The 16,216-nt window shown below is 38.9% G+C and carries 14 protein-coding genes and 3 tRNA genes; all 17 read left to right on the top strand.

The features are described from left to right. The first annotated feature begins 85 nt into the window (after nt 1-85). The 17 genes from trxA (at nt 86) to M983_RS09440 (ending at nt 16,160) form a co-directional block, all read left to right on the top strand. On the top strand, nt 86-418 hold the full coding sequence (gene trxA / locus M983_RS09360) for a thioredoxin TrxA (RefSeq protein WP_066749794.1): 333 nt from the start codon (nt 86-88) through the stop codon (nt 416-418). A gap of 608 nt (nt 419-1,026) precedes the next feature. Continuing rightward, entirely contained in the window at nt 1,027-2,286 is a 1,260-nt protein-coding gene (rho, locus tag M983_RS09365; protein ID WP_023583649.1) for a transcription termination factor Rho, read from the top strand. Between the two features lie 393 nt (nt 2,287-2,679). Beyond that, the gene (wecA, locus tag M983_RS09370; protein WP_066749795.1) at nt 2,680-3,771 is read left to right on the top strand and encodes a UDP-N-acetylglucosamine--undecaprenyl-phosphate N-acetylglucosaminephosphotransferase; all 1,092 of its coding nucleotides are present in this window, start codon (nt 2,680-2,682) and stop codon (nt 3,769-3,771) included. A gap of 22 nt (nt 3,772-3,793) precedes the next feature. Beyond that, nucleotides 3,794-4,852, top strand: coding sequence for an ECA polysaccharide chain length modulation protein (wzzE, locus tag M983_RS09375; RefSeq protein WP_083954582.1), 1,059 nt, complete (start codon nt 3,794-3,796; stop codon nt 4,850-4,852). 126 nt (nt 4,853-4,978) lie between these two features. Next, on the top strand, nt 4,979-6,109 hold the full coding sequence (wecB, locus tag M983_RS09380) for a non-hydrolyzing UDP-N-acetylglucosamine 2-epimerase (protein WP_066749797.1): 1,131 nt from the start codon (nt 4,979-4,981) through the stop codon (nt 6,107-6,109). Next, nucleotides 6,106-7,368: a UDP-N-acetyl-D-mannosamine dehydrogenase gene (wecC, locus tag M983_RS09385; RefSeq protein ID WP_066749798.1), complete on the top strand. Its 1,263-nt coding sequence runs from the start codon at nt 6,106-6,108 to the stop codon at nt 7,366-7,368. Before wecB ends, wecC begins: the two co-directional genes overlap by 4 nt. Next, nucleotides 7,359-8,432, top strand: a complete 1,074-nt coding sequence (gene rffG / locus M983_RS09390) for a dTDP-glucose 4,6-dehydratase (RefSeq protein WP_210433237.1) — start codon at nt 7,359-7,361, stop codon at nt 8,430-8,432. Before wecC ends, rffG begins: the two co-directional genes overlap by 10 nt. 18 nt (nt 8,433-8,450) lie before the next feature. Then, nucleotides 8,451-9,332 carry a glucose-1-phosphate thymidylyltransferase RfbA gene (gene rfbA, locus M983_RS09395; RefSeq protein ID WP_066749799.1) on the top strand — a complete coding sequence of 294 codons (882 nt, stop codon included), beginning with the start codon at nt 8,451-8,453 and terminating at the stop codon, nt 9,330-9,332. Next, on the top strand, nt 9,310-10,038 hold the full coding sequence (gene rffC, locus M983_RS09400; protein ID WP_066749800.1) for a dTDP-4-amino-4,6-dideoxy-D-galactose acyltransferase: 729 nt from the start codon (nt 9,310-9,312) through the stop codon (nt 10,036-10,038). Before rfbA ends, rffC begins: the two co-directional genes overlap by 23 nt. Before the next feature lies 1 nt (nt 10,039). After that, complete coding sequence (gene rffA, locus M983_RS09405) at nt 10,040-11,170, top strand: dTDP-4-amino-4,6-dideoxygalactose transaminase (protein ID WP_066749801.1); 1,131 nt, start codon at nt 10,040-10,042, stop codon at nt 11,168-11,170. Nucleotides 11,171-11,173: 3 nt separating this feature from the next. Then, complete coding sequence (wzxE, locus tag M983_RS09410) at nt 11,174-12,430, top strand: lipid III flippase WzxE (protein WP_066749802.1); 1,257 nt, start codon at nt 11,174-11,176, stop codon at nt 12,428-12,430. After that, a complete protein-coding gene (locus tag M983_RS09415) occupies nt 12,427-13,512 on the top strand; it encodes a TDP-N-acetylfucosamine:lipid II N-acetylfucosaminyltransferase (protein WP_066749803.1) in 1,086 nt (361 codons plus the stop codon). Before wzxE ends, M983_RS09415 begins: the two co-directional genes overlap by 4 nt. Beyond that, the gene (gene wzyE, locus M983_RS09420) at nt 13,509-14,873 is read left to right on the top strand and encodes an ECA oligosaccharide polymerase (RefSeq protein WP_066749804.1); all 1,365 of its coding nucleotides are present in this window, start codon (nt 13,509-13,511) and stop codon (nt 14,871-14,873) included. Before M983_RS09415 ends, wzyE begins: the two co-directional genes overlap by 4 nt. Beyond that, nucleotides 14,873-15,610, top strand: coding sequence for a lipopolysaccharide N-acetylmannosaminouronosyltransferase (wecG, locus tag M983_RS09425; protein ID WP_066749805.1), 738 nt, complete (start codon nt 14,873-14,875; stop codon nt 15,608-15,610). The genes wzyE and wecG overlap by 1 nt, the downstream gene beginning before the upstream one ends. A gap of 225 nt (nt 15,611-15,835) precedes the next feature. Continuing rightward, nucleotides 15,836-15,912 (top strand) — tRNA-Arg (locus M983_RS09430). Between the two features lie 63 nt (nt 15,913-15,975). After that, nucleotides 15,976-16,051: transfer RNA gene (locus M983_RS09435), tRNA-His, on the top strand. Between the two features lie 22 nt (nt 16,052-16,073). Further along, a tRNA-Leu gene (locus tag M983_RS09440) sits at nt 16,074-16,160 on the top strand. Nucleotides 16,161-16,216 lie beyond the last annotated feature (56 nt).

The raw sequence follows: 16,216 nt of genomic DNA on the forward strand, positions 1-16,216 counted from the left end.
AAAAGTTTATCCGCTGAAATGCAGACAGACTTTTGTTATTTAATGTTACACTGGTACGGTCAATATTATTCTTTGGAGTAGAACAATGAGCGATAAAATCCTTCACTTATCCGACAGCAAATTCGATGCTGATGTATTACAAGCAACTGGCCTTGTGCTCGTTGATTTCTGGGCTGAATGGTGTGGCCCATGTAAAATGATTGCTCCTATTCTAGATGAAGTTGCAACAGAATACGCGGGTAAATTAACAGTTGCGAAATTAAATATCGATGAAAATCCAGCAACCGCACCAAAATACGGTATTCGAGGTATTCCTACACTCATTTTATTCAAAAATGGTGAAGTTGTAGCAACAAAAGTGGGCGCTGTGTCAAAAACTCAGTTGAAAGAATTTATCGACTCCAACTATGCCTCTTAACTCGATTTAAGTATTAAAAATAAAGTGGGGCGTTTAGATGTTGTCATTATTTATATTATGACCGCTAGACGTCCGCTTCGAACCATGATAAGTTAGCGCCACTTACTTACATAATATAACGGATTTTACATCTCCACATATGATTAGATATTTGCTCATATGATTAGGTAAACGTCAATCTGTTGTATTGCAAATCAAGTATGTTAAACAATAAATATGATATTTATCATAATTATTGAATAGCCGTAAGATTAATATCGATATCAACGATATAAAATAAGTAATCTGAATTCATCTAATCAGTCAAAAGCCTTAGAATAATCTATAGTATTCAAGGAATATAATTTTTCTATATATGTTCCTAACCCAAAAACGTAGATACAATCATATCATTCTGACATTGAGTGTCATTTTTCTGGGATAAAGCTGACTGGTCTAATATAGAGTATTACATTTTCTGATATCATAATTTTAGTTTTATCTATAATCTTGATAGTAGAAAAAGATTATCTGTAATTTTACACATGACGAAACTGACAGCGATTCGCTGTTATACTATTCACGTTCATAGTTCGAGAGTTACCCCGAGTTATTAAGAACCCACCATTATGAATCTTACCGAATTAAAAAATACGCCAGTATCAGAATTGATAGCACTTGGCGAAAATATGGGGCTAGAGAATCTAGCTAGAATGAGAAAACAAGATATTATTTTCTCTATCTTAAAACAGCATGCGAAAAGTGGAGAAGATATTTTCGGTGATGGCGTGCTGGAAATACTGCAGGATGGATTTGGTTTCCTTCGTTCAGCAGACAGTTCCTACCTTGCAGGCCCCGATGATATTTATGTTTCCCCTAGTCAAATTCGCCGTTTTAATCTCCGCACAGGTGATACCATCGCAGGGAAAATTCGTCCTCCTAAAGAAGGTGAACGCTATTTTGCCCTCCTAAAAGTTAATGAAGTTAACTTTGATAAACCTGAAAATGCCCGCAGTAAAATCCTCTTTGAAAACTTAACTCCACTACATGCTAACAACCGTTTACGTATGGAACGTGGTAATGGTTCTACTGAAGATTTGACTGCTCGTGTTCTTGATTTAGCTGCTCCTATTGGTCGCGGACAACGTGGTCTTATCGTTGCACCACCAAAAGCAGGTAAAACAATGTTACTGCAAAATATTGCAGCGAATATTGCACACAACTATCCTGACTGTGTATTAATGGTACTTCTTATCGACGAACGTCCTGAAGAAGTCACAGAAATGCAACGCCTAGTAAAAGGTGAAGTGATTGCCTCTACATTTGATGAGCCAGCATCTCGCCACGTGCAAGTTGCCGAAATGGTCATTGAAAAAGCGAAGCGTCTTGTTGAGCATAAAAAAGATGTCATCATTTTATTAGACTCTATTACTCGTTTAGCACGTGCTTACAACACCGTTGTACCTTCTTCAGGTAAAGTGTTAACTGGGGGTGTTGATGCCAACGCATTACATCGTCCTAAACGCTTCTTTGGTGCAGCTCGTAATGTTGAAGAGGGTGGTAGTTTAACCATTATTGCGACAGCACTTGTTGATACCGGCTCTAAAATGGATGAAGTTATCTATGAAGAGTTTAAAGGTACCGGTAATATGGAATTACATCTGTCTCGTAAGATTGCTGAAAAACGTGTTTTCCCTGCGATTGATTACAACCGTTCTGGTACACGTAAAGAAGAGTTACTTACTTCACAAGATGAGTTACAAAAAATGTGGATCTTGCGTAAAATTATTCATCCAATGGGTGAGATTGATGCAATGGAATTCCTCATTAATAAATTAGCAATGACTAAAACGAATGAAGAATTCTTCGACTTTATGAAACGCTCATAATATTTATACAGGCAAGTGAACTCGCTTGAATATAAGATAAAAAAGTAAAAAGTGTGATCTGTTACAAAATAAGTAATATCACTTAACTTTATATGTTGATAAGTTCGTTTGCTTTGTGTGAATAGCGATATGATAAAACGTCACAAATTTGTGGCGTTTTTTTTTATTTATTATTTATTTATCATCATAGCTATATGTGAAATTGGTATGTATATTGCATGTTTTTGTATGTTGATAAAAATAGCGATAGTGTTAATGAAGATAGTTAAGGAAAACTTATAATTTATGAAGGTGGTGAGTTACGAAGTGAACTCGTCGTGGTGCAAGCTGGAAAAAAACAAAAATACATGGATGGGTAAATAACCAGCTATATTTATTATAGAGAACAGTACTGTGGATATATTAAAAATGAGCACAAACGTTTTATATGTGTTCTTATTTTCTTTCGCATTTTTATTTTTGGCTCGTAAGATTGCAAAGAAAATAGGGCTGGTGGATAAACCGAATTATCGTAAACGACATCATGGACTGATCCCTCTTGTCGGTGGGATCTCCGTCTATTTTGGTATTGTTTTCGCATTTTACGTTACAGATATCTATATCCCTCATAAAGAGCTCTATTTGGCATGTGCAGGATTACTGGTCTTTGTCGGTGCTTTAGATGACAGGTTCGATATTAGTGTAAAAATAAGAGCGTCAATCCAAGCATTGGTGGGGATTGCGATGATGGTATTAGGTGGATTGAAACTTGAGTCTTTAGGCCATGCTTTTGGTCCATGGGATATGCACTTAGGACCTTTTGGCTATATAGTGACACTATTTGCTGTGTGGGCCGCGATTAATGCTTTCAACATGGTTGATGGTATTGATGGTCTATTAGGCGGACTTTCGTGTGTTTCTTTTGGTGCGTTAGGTATTTTATTATATCAAGCAGGTAATACTGCGCTTTCATTTTGGTGCTTTTCATTTATTGCGGCAATCTTACCTTATATTCTGTTGAATTTAGGCGTTTGTGGCCAGAAGTTTAAAGTCTTTATGGGTGATGCAGGAAGCACGTTAATCGGGTTTACCATTATCTGGCTATTAGTTTCATCAACTCAAACGCAACCACATCCTATAAATGCCGTTACAGCGTTATGGATAATTGCAATTCCTCTTATGGATATGGTTGCGATTATGTATCGTCGTTTACGTAAAGGTATGAGTCCTTTCTCTCCCGATCGCCAACATATTCACCATTTAATCATGCGTGCAGGTTTTACACCTCGTCAAGCCTTTGTCTTAATAACTCTCGCCGCCGCCTTACTTGCTGCAATTGGTATCATTGGTGAAAACTTATCTTTTGTCCCTGAATGGGTAATGTTGGCATTATTCTTGCTTGCATTTGTAATGTATGGTTATTGCATTAAACGCGCGTGGCGGGTAGCTCGTTTTATTAAAAGACATAAGCGCCGCCTACGTAAAGCAACACAACTTAAGCATTAATAAGCAGAGGTTTTTTAACGTGATGAACTCGGAAAATAACGCCTCCCAGCAGGGTAATTTACCAGATAATGAACTCGATATTCGTGGCCTTTGTTGCGCCCTTTGGTCGGGAAAACGTTGGATTATAGGATTTGCTCTGCTTTTTGCACTTATTGCATTGGGGGCATCTTATTTGATGCAACCTAAATGGAGTGCTGTTGCGATGACAGAGAAACCCACTGTAAATAATTTAGGTAGTTATTATTCTCAGACTCAATTTTTACGTAACTTAGATACGCAAATTAATCCATCAGCCTTAACTTCTCCCCTGACTATTTCTGATGAAGCCTATCAAGAGTTTGTGACTCAAATCGCTGCGTTTGATACCCGACGTGAGTTCTGGTTACAAACAGATTATTACAAGCAACGTAAAGAAAATGATGAGCAAGCGAATGCTGCATTATTGGATGAGCTGATTAATAATATTCAGTTTATTCCTGCTGATGACAAAAAATTAGTTAATGATCAACTAAAACTGATTGCTGAGACAGCTAACGACGCAAGTCAGTTATTAAATGAGTATATCGCTTTTGCTAACAAAAAAGCGTCAACTTATCTTAATGATGAAGTGACTACAGCATGGGCAACAAGAACTCAATCGTTAAAAGCATTAGTTAAACGTCAAGAGATGGCAGCACAAGCAGCTTATCAAAGACAAATTAATATAGTCGAGCAGTCAATAAAAGTTGCTGAAAAACAAGGTATTTCTCAAAAGAAAACAGAAATAGCGATTGATGAATTACCTGACTCTAAACTATTCCTTTTAGGTGTTCCTCTACTGCAATCTCAACTTGAGACATTAATGGCAACAGGGCCTGATTTTGATAGTGATTATGATAAGAATACGGCAATGTTAGCGACCCTTGCAGTAGGTGCTAAATTACAAGATAACTTTCAAACTTATCGTTTTCTACGTACCCCTGAATCACCTATAAAACGTGATAGTCCTCGCCGTGCTTTTATGATGGTGTTATGGGGGGCTATTGGTGTTTTAGTGGGTGCTGGAGTGGCACTTGCAAGACGTAATTCATCAAAAAAATAATAATTATTCGATTTTTATCATTTTGACAATAGAGACATCAGGTGTTTATGCACCTGATGATTTGAGACTAAGGGCATATTGCTTTCCCAAAAATAAGCAATATAACAAAGAAAAAAGAGAGCCACTGTGAAAGTGTTGACTGTTTTTGGCACACGCCCTGAAGCGATAAAAATGGCACCGTTAGTGCACGCTTTAGCAAATGATGATTCGTTTGAGGCGAAAGTATGTGTTACGGCCCAACATCGCGAAATGCTTGATCAGGTATTAAATCTTTTTGAGATTACTCCAGATTATGATCTCAATATTATGAAGCCAGGACAAGATTTAACGGATATTACCTGTCGTATTTTAGAAGGGTTAAAGCCGGTTTTAGCATCATTTCAGCCTGATGTTGTTTTAGTGCATGGTGATACCACCACTACGATGGCTGCAAGTTTAGCCGCATTTTATCAACGCATCCCTGTTGGTCATGTAGAAGCTGGGTTACGAACAGGTAATCTTTACTCGCCATGGCCTGAAGAAGCAAACCGCACAATCGCGGGACATCTGGCAATGTATCATTTCGCACCCACTGATACTGCAAAGCAAAATTTAATACGAGAAGCAGTTGCAGATAAAAATATCGTTGTGACCGGTAATACGGTTATTGATGCCTTATTTTGGGTAAGTAATCGCGTCATGAAAAATGAAAGGTTACTCAATGAACTTGCTGTTAACTATCCTTTTATACAACCGAATAAAAAAATAGTGTTAGTAACAGGGCATCGTAGAGAAAGCTTTGGTGGTGGTTTTGAGCGTATTTGCCAAGCGTTAGCTGAAATTGCGTTAGCCCACCCTGAAGTGGAAGTTGTTTATCCTGTTCACCTTAATCCTAATGTGAGTGAGCCTGTTAAGCGAATCCTTAATGGGATTGATAATATTAAACTTATTCAACCCCAAGACTACCTTCCATTTGTTTATTTAATGAACCACGCATATCTAATTTTAACCGATTCAGGTGGCATTCAAGAAGAAGCGCCTTCTTTAGGAAAACCTGTTCTTGTCATGCGCGATACAACAGAGCGCCCTGAAGCGGTTGAAGCGGGTTCTGTACGTTTAGTTGGTACAGATACTAAATGTATCGTGAGTGCAGTGACCTCTTTATTGACAGACGAAAACGCATATCACCAAATGAGTAAAGCGACAAATCCTTACGGTGATGGTCATGCCTGCCAACGTATTCTTGAAGCATTGAAAAAAAATCAGGTGACATTATGAGTTTTGAAACTATTTCTGTTATTGGCCTTGGTTATATTGGTTTACCGACAGCGGCGGCTTTTGCCTCTCGCCAAAAGCAAGTTATTGGTGTAGATGTTAATCAACATGCCGTTGATACAATAAATAAAGGTCAAATTCACATCGTCGAGCCCGATCTGGATAAAGTCGTTAAGCAAGCAGTTGAAGAAGGATATTTAAAAGCTTATACCACACCACAGCCTGCCGATGCTTACCTTATTGCAGTACCGACTCCTTTTAAAGGCGAACATGAGCCTGATTTAGCGTATGTTGAAGCAGCAGCTCGTTCAATTGCGCCTGTACTGAAAAAAGGCGATTTGATTATTCTTGAATCAACATCACCGGTTGGTACAACGGAGTTGATGTCACAATGGCTTGGTGAAGCACGTCCTGATCTTTCATTCCCACATCAACAAGGTGAAGACGCTGATATTGATGTCGCGTATTGCCCTGAGCGTGTTTTACCAGGACAAGTGATGATCGAGCTTATTCGTAATGATCGTGTTGTCGGTGGTATGAATCGCAAATCATCAGATAGAGCCAGTGAGCTTTATAAAATTTTCCTTGAAGGTGAATGTGTTGTTACCAATGCACGTACTGCTGAAATGTGCAAACTGACCGAAAATAGCTTCCGTGATGTGAATATTGCTTTTGCCAATGAGTTATCGCTGATTTGTGCTGATCAAGATATCAATGTCTGGGAATTAATCAGCCTGGCTAATCGCCATCCTCGTGTCAATATCTTACAGCCAGGTCCTGGTGTTGGTGGGCATTGTATTGCGGTTGACCCTTGGTTTATTGTGTCTCAAAATCCACAACAATCACGCTTAATCCATACTGCACGTCTCGTGAATGATAACAAACCTGTGTGGGTTATCGATCAAGTAAAAGCCGCTGTTGCTGACTGTCTAACTGAAACGGGTAAACGTGCTAACGAAATTAAAATTGCCTGTTTTGGTCTTGCTTTTAAACCAAATATTGATGATTTGCGTGAAAGCCCAGCAATGAATATTACTCAGCAAGTCGCTAACTGGCACAGTGGAACAACATTTGCTGTTGAGCCTAATATTCACGAGTTACCTACTAAGCTGAAAGGTATTACAGAACTTGTTTCTACAGAGCAAGCATTAAAAGAAGCAGATATCGTGCTTATGCTTGTTGACCATCAGCAATTTAAAGCGATCCCTGGTAATCAAGTGACGCAAAAATGGATTGTAGATACTAAAGGAGTATGGCGTTGAAACGTATCCTAGTAACTGGTGGGGCTGGCTTTATCGGCTCTGCTGTTGTCAGACATATTATCAATGAAACAACAGACAGCGTTGTAGTGGTTGATAAACTCACTTATGCCGGTAATTTAGAATCATTAACACCTGTTGCTGATAGTGACCGTTATGCGTTTGAACAAGTTGATATTTGTGATAGAGAAGCGCTTGATCGTTTATTTGCTGACTATCAACCTGATGTTGTCATGCATTTAGCCGCAGAAAGTCACGTAGACCGCTCTATTGATGGTCCTGCTGCATTTATTGAAACGAATATTGTCGGCACTTACACGTTATTAGAATCAGCACGTCATTTCTGGCAAGCATTACCTGATGACAAGAAAAAAACATTTCGTTTTCACCATATCTCCACAGACGAAGTGTATGGCGATTTAGAGGGTACAGATGATTTCTTTACTGAGACCACTCCTTACGCGCCAAGTAGCCCTTATTCTGCGTCTAAAGCTTCTAGTGACCATTTAGTCCGAGCTTGGTTACGTACTTATGGTTTACCAACGGTTATCACTAATTGTTCAAATAATTATGGTCCTTATCATTTTCCTGAAAAATTAATTCCTTTAATTATTTTAAATGCAATCTCAGGAAAATCATTACCTGTTTATGGAAAAGGTGAACAAATCCGTGATTGGCTTTATGTTGAAGATCACGCCAGAGCACTGTATCTCGTTGCAACAACCGCAGCGCCAGGAAAAACTTACAATATCGGCGGTCATAATGAGCGTCGTAATATTGATGTGGTGAAAACGATTTGTAAATTATTAGAAGAGCTACATCCTAATAAACCTGAAGGTGTGGCGCAATATGTTGATTTAATTACTTATGTAAAAGATAGACCCGGTCATGATCTTCGTTACGCCATTGATGCCGCGAAAATTGAATCTGAACTAGGTTGGACACCTCAAGAGACATTTGAGTCAGGTATTCGTAAAACAGTACTGTGGTATTTAAATAATCCAACATGGTGGCAACGTGTGCTTGATGGTTCTTATGCAGGTGAACGCTTAGGACTTGGAAATTAACTTAAGTAAGGGGAGATGATGAAAGGTATTATTTTAGCTGGTGGCTCTGGCACACGATTACATCCGATAACCAAAGGTGTATCAAAACAGCTGTTGCCTATCTACGATAAGCCAATGATCTACTATCCGCTTTCAGTACTTATGCTTGCGGGTATTAGAGATATTTTGCTAATAACAACACCTGATGATCTCACCTCATTCCAACGTTTATTGGGCGATGGTTCTGCTTTTGGTGTGCATATTCAATATAAAGTACAGCCATCTCCTGATGGGTTAGCCCAAGCCTTTATTTTAGGTGAAGAATTTATTGGTGACGATCATTGTTGCTTAGTATTGGGTGATAATATCTATTTTGGTCAAGGCTTTAGTCCAAAACTAAAACAAGTTGCTCAACGTGAACAAGGCGCAACAGTCTTTGGCTATCAAGTGATGGATCCTGAACGATTTGGTGTTGTCGAGTTTGATGATAGTTTTCGCGTTTTATCTATTGAAGAAAAACCCGAGAAACCAAAATCTAATTGGGCTGTAACAGGGCTTTATTTCTACGATAATCGTGTGGTTGATTTTGCCAAAAAGGTAAAACCGTCTATTCGTGGTGAACTTGAGATTACCTCTATTAATCAGATGTATCTTGAAAGTGGTGAACTAAACGTTGAACTATTAGGGCGTGGTTTTGCTTGGTTAGATACAGGTACTCATGACAGCTTAATTGAGGCTAGTACGTTTGTTCAAACTGTTGAGAAACGCCAAGGATTTAAAGTCGCTTGTCTTGAAGAAATTGCTTGGCGTAATGGCTGGCTCAGTGACGAACAAGTGAAAGAAAGTGCACAAGCACTTGTTAAAACAGGTTATGGTCGCTATTTATTGGATTTATTACATGTCCGTCCTCGCCAATATTAACCATCTTGAGTGGGAAAGTGATTTTTTCTCACTGAAAACAGGGCGTCTTGAGTTTGATGCTCACGCCCCTGTTTTAACAGATAACCAGCTAAATGAATTTGCCCTAATTCAGGCAAAAATACCCTCGCATGCGTTATCGCTAGTCGATAAATTAAGTCAATTAGGCTTCCAACTTGCTGAAGGTGAAATTGATTTTAAACTTCTGATAAAAACAGAAAATGATGGCATAGAAAATGCTTGCGTAAAAACACCATCATTGCGGTATCGAGAAGCAAAAGAAGCAGATATTACTTCATTAATGAAATTAGCCTCTCAGGCTTTTGTGCAAAGTCGCTTTAGGGCGCCGTGGTATCAAGCCAAAGATAGCAGTCGGTTTTACGCTTTATGGGTAAAAAAAGCAGTATTGGGAACGTTTGATGACATCTGCTTAGTGACGCTAGATGACCACGATAATATGAGTGGTTTTGTGACACTACGCCGCATTTCAGATAATGAAGCTCGTGTAGGGCTACTTGCTGTCATGCCTGAAAATAAAGGACAAGGCGTTGGTAAACAACTGATGTCCGTCGCGAAGCAATGGTGTGAACAACAAAGCATACCAATCCTTTATATTGCAACACAAATTAGCAATATAGTCGCTTCGCATTTATACACACAAAGTGGTGCTGTTATTGATAGCACTACATATTGGTTATACAGGGGATAATATGATTCCGTTTAATAAACCACCGGTTGTTGGCACAGAATTAGAGTACATGAAACAAGCGATGGAAAGTGGCAAGCTTTGTGGTGATGGTGACTTTACAAAAAAATGTGAAAAATGGTTAGAAGAACAATTTCATTGCCATAAAACATTGCTAACACCTTCTTGTACTGCATCATTAGAAATGGCGGCTATTTTATTAGACATTAAGCCTGGCGATGAAGTTATCATGCCAAGCTTTACCTTTGTTTCAACCTCAAATGCGTTTGTATTACGTGGTGCGACTATCGTTTTTGTTGATATTCGTCCTGATACGATGAATATCGATGAGACCAAAATCGAAGCTGCGATTACAGAGAAAACGCGTGCTATCGTTCCTGTTCATTACGCGGGAGTTGCCTGTGAAATGGATACCATTATGGCTATTGCCAAACGACATAATTTATTTGTTGTTGAAGATGCAGCACAAGGCGTGATGTCAACCTATAAAGGTAAAGCATTAGGTACGATTGGTCACATTGGTTGTTATAGTTTTCATGAAACTAAAAACTACTCATCAGGTGGTGAGGGTGGTGCGACATTGATTAATGATCCTGCCTTAATCAATCGCGCTGAAATTATTCGTGAAAAAGGGACCAATCGGAGTCAATTTTTCCGTGGTCAAGTGGATAAATATACTTGGCGTGATATTGGTTCGAGTTACTTAATGGCTGATTTACAAGCTGCCTTTTTATGGGCTCAGCTTGAAGAAGCAGAAAAAATTAATGAGCGTCGCTTAGCATTTTGGCAAATTTATTATGATGCATTAGTACCGTTAGCTGAAAAAGGCTTATTAACGTTACCTGTTGTGCCAGAAGGCTTAGAACATAATGCGCATATGTTTTATATCAAGCTTAATGATATTGAACAACGTACTGCATTTAATGAGTATATGAAAGCGCATGGTATCTTAACGGTATTCCATTATGTTTCATTGCATACAAGCCCAGCAGGAATGAAATTCGGTCGCTTTGATGGCGAAGATATCTTCACGACAAAAGAAAGCGAGCGCTTAGTCCGTTTACCGATGTTCTATAATATGACAGAAGAAGAGCAACAAACGGTTATTCACCATATTCGTGAGTTCTTTGCGTAATCTATGTCATTAGCTAAAGCGTCAATTTGGACTGCGGGATCAACCCTGATAAAAATCGGGGTTGGTTTACTGGTCGTTAAGTTACTTGCCGTTTCTTTTGGACCTTCTGGTGTCGGGCTAGCGGGTAACTTTCGTCAACTCATTACTGTATTAGGTGTACTTTCTGGTGCCGGTATTTTTAATGGCGTCACCAAACTTATTGCACAATATCAAGATGATGATAAACAGCGCAAAAATGTGCTAGGAACTTCATCATCAATGATATTACTGTTTTCTACACTACTTGCCATTATCTTTCTCATTTTCTCAGCACCCATTAGCCAAGTACTTTTTGATGACGATTACCAGCAATATCAAAATATTGTAAGAGCTGTTGCTTTTATTCAAATGGGGATTGCATATAGCAATTATTTTTTAGCTATATTAAAAGGTTATAGAGATGCATCAGGGAATGCACTCTCGATTATTGCAGGTAGTTTAATCGGCGTTGTTGCTTACTATTTATGCTATTTATTTGCAGGTTATCATGGCGCACTTATTGGACTTGCCCTAGTGCCAGCGCTGATATTAATACCTGCAACCGTGATGCTGTTAAAACGTAAGCGCTTTGCATTGAGCGAGCTAAAACCACGTTGGGATCGCGCTATTGCCAGCCATCTTGGTAAATTTACGATTATGGCAATACTGACCTCAATTACGTTACCTGTCGCTTATATTATGATGCGTAATCTGTTAGCAACCCATTATAGCTGGGATGAAGTCGGCATTTGGCAAGGTGTTAGCAGTATTTCAGATGCTTATCTACAATTTATTACAGCCTCATTTTCTGTTTATTTATTACCTACACTCTCACGGTTAACCCAAAAACGGGATATCGCAAAAGAGATTGTAAAATCACTAAAATTTGTTTTACCTGCTGTGGCTGTTGCAAGCTTTATGGTGTGGTTATTACGTGATTTCGCTATTTGGTTGCTGTTTTCCGATAAATTTATCGCAATGCGTGATTTGTTCGCTTGGCAGCTTGTGGGTGATGTGTTGAAAGTGGGTTCTTATGTTTTTGGCTATTTAATTATTGCTAAAGCTGCACTGCGCTTTTATGTGCTTACAGAAGTCAGTCAGTTTGTTTTACTAACGCTATTTTCGCGTTGGCTTATTCCTGAGCATGGCGCTTTAGGTGCGGCTCAAGCCTATATGGCGACATATATCATTTATTTTCTTCTCTGTAGTTCTGTTTTCGTGATTTATTGCAGGCGCAAATGACAACTTTAATTTACGTACTAGGTTCAGACATTGTGCACCACAACAACACAATGTTACGGTTTTTTAACGACCACCTCGTGAAAGAGGCGGAATTAACGTATAAACCTCATTTTATCGTTGCCAGTAAAGATGACTCGCTTCAGGCTCACTATCCTGCTTTAGCGATTGAATGTCTTGCAGACAAAAAACAGGTCTCTGAGAAAGTTATCTCGCTTGCTAAAGCGGATAGACAGCAACGTTTTCTTTTTCTAGGACAATTTAATGCGCCGATTTGGCTTGCATTATTAATGGGAAAAATTAAACGTCATCAATTCTGGTGGCATATTTGGGGTGCTGATCTCTATCAAGACTCAAAACAACTAAAATTTAAATTATTTTATTTGTTGCGAAATTGGGCACAAAAGCGCGTAGGCCATGTGTTTGGTACACGGGGTGATCTTAATTATTTTGCGCAATCACACGCAAATATTCCTGAAACCTTGCTCTATTTTCCAACAAGAATGGATCCTTCTCTTACTGTTAAAGAAAAGCCCGCTATTAATGATAGAGAAATGACGATAGTCGTCGGAAATTCAGGCGATAAATCTAATCGTCACATCACTGCGTTAAAGGCAATCATTGAGCAATTTGGTCAGCGTGTAAAAGTGATAATTCCAATGGGCTATCCTGAAAATAATGACGAGTATATAGAAGAGGTTCAGCAAGCCGCTGATGAATTATTCTTGCCTAATAGTGTAGAAATATTACGCCATAAATTGGCATTTGATAATTATCTTGCGCTACTGAAAACCTGTGATTTAGGATATTTTATTTTTCATCGTCAACAAGGCATTGGTACGCTTTGCTTGCTTATTCAATTCGCGATCCCTTTTGTGATAAGTCGTCAAAATCCATTTTGGCAAGATTTAACAGAGCAAGGTGTTCCGGTCTTTTTCTCTGGTGATACGTTAGATATTGCGTTAATTGAAGAAGCAAAACACGAGCTACTAAGGCGGGATAGTCAAAAAATTGCTTTTTTTGCGCCCAATTTTACAGAAGGTTGGAAGCAATTGATAGAGATGAGTGAAGGGGGGACCCAATGACATTAACGCAATTGGGTGGATTAGCGCTTGTCTATTTTATTTCTTTAAGCTTTATTTTATTACTGACTTATCAAGAGTTTAGGCGGGTTCGTTTTAATTTTAATGTCTTTTTTTCCATGCTTTATTTATTGACATTCTATTTTGGTTTTCCACTAACTTGTTTATTGGTCTTTCAGTTTGATGTTGCGGTAGTCCCCGTTGATGCCTTATTACATGCATTATTAGCCTCTACAAGCTTTTATGCGATTTATTATGTTACTTACAAGGTTAGACTCAGAAAGCCCAGCAGCGGGACTTCTAGACCGTTATTTACGATGAATAGGGTAGAGACTAACCTAACATGGATTTTATTAGCGCTTATTGCGTTTGTTACTGTGGGTATTTTCTTTTTACAAAATGGTTTTTTACTTTTCAAACTAAAAACATATAGTCAAATTTTTTCTAGCCAAGTATCGGGTGTTGCACTTAAGCGGTTTTTCTATTTCTTTATTCCAGCGATGCTGGTGGTTTACTTCTTGAAGCCAACACAGCAACGTTGGATTTTCTTTTTATGTGCAACAGTTGGCTTTGGTATTTTAACGTATGTGATTGTGGGTGGCACGCGAGCCAATATTATTATCGCTTTTGCGCTTTTCTTATTTATCGGCATTGTGCGTGGCTGGATAACACTGTGGATGCTTGTAGCAGCAGGTATTATCAGTATTGTCGGTATGTTCTGGCTTGCTTTAAAACGTTATGGGTTAGATGTTAGTGGTGCAGAGGCGTTTTATACCTTTTTATACCTAACTCGAGATACGTTCTCGCCTTGGGAAAACCTTGGTTTATTAATTGATAACTATGACAAAATTGAATTTCAAGGTTTAGCGCCTATCATTCGCGATTTTTATGTCTTTATCCCTTCTTGGGTTTGGCCTGAGCGTCCTGATGTTGTTCTGAATTCGGCTAATTACTTTACATGGGAAGTACTCAATTACCATGCAGGATTAGCTATCTCACCGACGTTAATCGGCTCTTTAGTGATTATGGGTGGTGTTGTGTTTATTCCATTAGGCGCAATTGTAGTAGGATTAATTATTAAATGGTTTGATTGGCTTTATCAACAAGGATTAAACGAAACTAATCGCTATAAATCCGCTGTTCTTCAAGCATTCTGTTTTGGCGCGATTTTTAACATGATTGTATTAGCACGAGAAGGCGTAGATTCTTTTGTTTCACGTGTTGTTTTCTTTTGCTTAATCTTTGGCTTTTGTTTAGTGGTTGCAAAGCTACTTTATTGGTTATTTGAAAGTGCGGGATTAATTCGTCACTACATGGCGAATCATTTACGTGCTGTACCTCGTTTAGAGAAAAAGGAAAAGTAATGGGATCGAATTTAATTCCGAAGTATTCAATCCGCGGACATAATATCTGGGGATTTCGAGATATGACTCATTTTCTGGATTATCTTTATGAGGGAACTCAAATTAAAAATGGTTCGCTAATTGCGATAAATGCAGAAAAAATACTGACAGCAGAAAATGATAGTGCACTTAATGAGCTATTAGGAGAAGCTGATTATTTATATGCAGATGGCATTAGTGTTGTAAGGGGCATCCGTCGTAAATACCCTGATGCGCAAGTTTCTCGAATTGCAGGCGCTGATTTATGGGAAGCGCTAATGGAAAGAGCGGGAAAAGAAGGAACACCTGTCTTTCTTGTTGGAGGTAAACCTAGTGTTTTAGCAGAAACAGAAGACAAGCTAAAAGCGCAATGGAATGTGAATATAGTAGGTAGCCAAGATGGTTATTTTACACCGCAAGATAGAGAGGCACTTTTTGAGCGTATAAAAGCATCGGGTACTAAAATTGTGACTATTGCAATGGGGTCGCCTAAACAAGAACTGTTTATTCGTGCTTGTCGAAAAATCTACCCTGATGCGTTGTATATGGGTGTTGGTGGCACTTACGATGTTTTTACAGGCCACGTTAAGCGTGCACCTAAAGCATGGCAAAACTTAGGACTAGAGTGGCTATATCGCTTGCTCTCGCAACCTAGTCGAATTAAGCGCCAATTTAAGTTGCTAAAGTTCGTTGGTTACTATTATGGTAATAAACTGTAAGTTATTAATGTTATTTTCTTTCTTTTTGCAATAAAAATAGAAAGATTAATAAACTAGACTAGCATCTTGGCTGATTGATTATTATACTGGTGGGGCGTTGAAAGCGTAAAAACGCTCCATTTATCGACGAAATGCACAAACTATCGTCAAACAAACTTTTTTTTTCAAAAAGCACTAGACAGACAGTGCGTAAATCCGTACTATCCTCTCCCGCAACGGCGTGAAGCGCCCGTAGCTCAGCTGGATAGAGCGCTGCCCTCCGGAGGCAGAGGTCTCAGGTTCGAATCCTGTCGGGCGCGCCATTAAAGCGTGCTAAGAGTTACGGTGAATCGCGTTGTTAGTGAAGTAATAAGATAGCTGTTATGGTGGCTATAGCTCAGTTGGTAGAGCCCTGGATTGTGATTCCAGTTGTCGTGGGTTCGAGTCCCATTAGCCACCCCATCTTATCTTACTTATTGTTTACGCGATGGTGGCGGAATTGGTAGACGCGCTAGCTTCAGGTGTTAGTGTCCTTACGGACGTGGGGGTTCAAGTCCCCCCCTTCGCACCAATAAACAAGATAAGAACAGTGATTCAGACGGCGAGATAGTGACCAAGCTAAACAAT

It is taken from the genome of Proteus myxofaciens ATCC 19692, assembly GCF_001654855.1.
Classification (GTDB): domain Bacteria; phylum Pseudomonadota; class Gammaproteobacteria; order Enterobacterales; family Enterobacteriaceae; genus Proteus; species Proteus myxofaciens.

Bases quoted from the DNA above. Each gene is read 5' to 3' on its own strand.
- rfbA (WP_066749799.1), top strand. From the start codon at position 8,451: ATGAAAGGTATTATTTTAGCTGGTGGCTCTGGCACACGATTACATCCG.
- wzyE (WP_066749804.1), top strand. From the start codon at position 13,509: ATGACATTAACGCAATTGGGTGGATTAGCGCTTGTCTATTTTATTTCT.
- rho (WP_023583649.1), top strand. From the start codon at position 1,027: ATGAATCTTACCGAATTAAAAAATACGCCAGTATCAGAATTGATAGCA.
- wecC (WP_066749798.1), top strand. From the start codon at position 6,106: ATGAGTTTTGAAACTATTTCTGTTATTGGCCTTGGTTATATTGGTTTA.
- rffA (WP_066749801.1), top strand. From the start codon at position 10,040: ATGATTCCGTTTAATAAACCACCGGTTGTTGGCACAGAATTAGAGTAC.
- trxA (WP_066749794.1), top strand. From the start codon at position 86: ATGAGCGATAAAATCCTTCACTTATCCGACAGCAAATTCGATGCTGAT.
- M983_RS09415 (WP_066749803.1), top strand. From the start codon at position 12,427: ATGACAACTTTAATTTACGTACTAGGTTCAGACATTGTGCACCACAAC.
- wzzE (WP_083954582.1), top strand. From the start codon at position 3,794: ATGAACTCGGAAAATAACGCCTCCCAGCAGGGTAATTTACCAGATAAT.
- wzxE (WP_066749802.1), top strand. From the start codon at position 11,174: ATGTCATTAGCTAAAGCGTCAATTTGGACTGCGGGATCAACCCTGATA.
- wecG (WP_066749805.1), top strand. From the start codon at position 14,873: ATGGGATCGAATTTAATTCCGAAGTATTCAATCCGCGGACATAATATC.
- rffG (WP_210433237.1), top strand. From the start codon at position 7,359: ATGGCGTTGAAACGTATCCTAGTAACTGGTGGGGCTGGCTTTATCGGC.
- rffC (WP_066749800.1), top strand. From the start codon at position 9,310: ATGTCCGTCCTCGCCAATATTAACCATCTTGAGTGGGAAAGTGATTTT.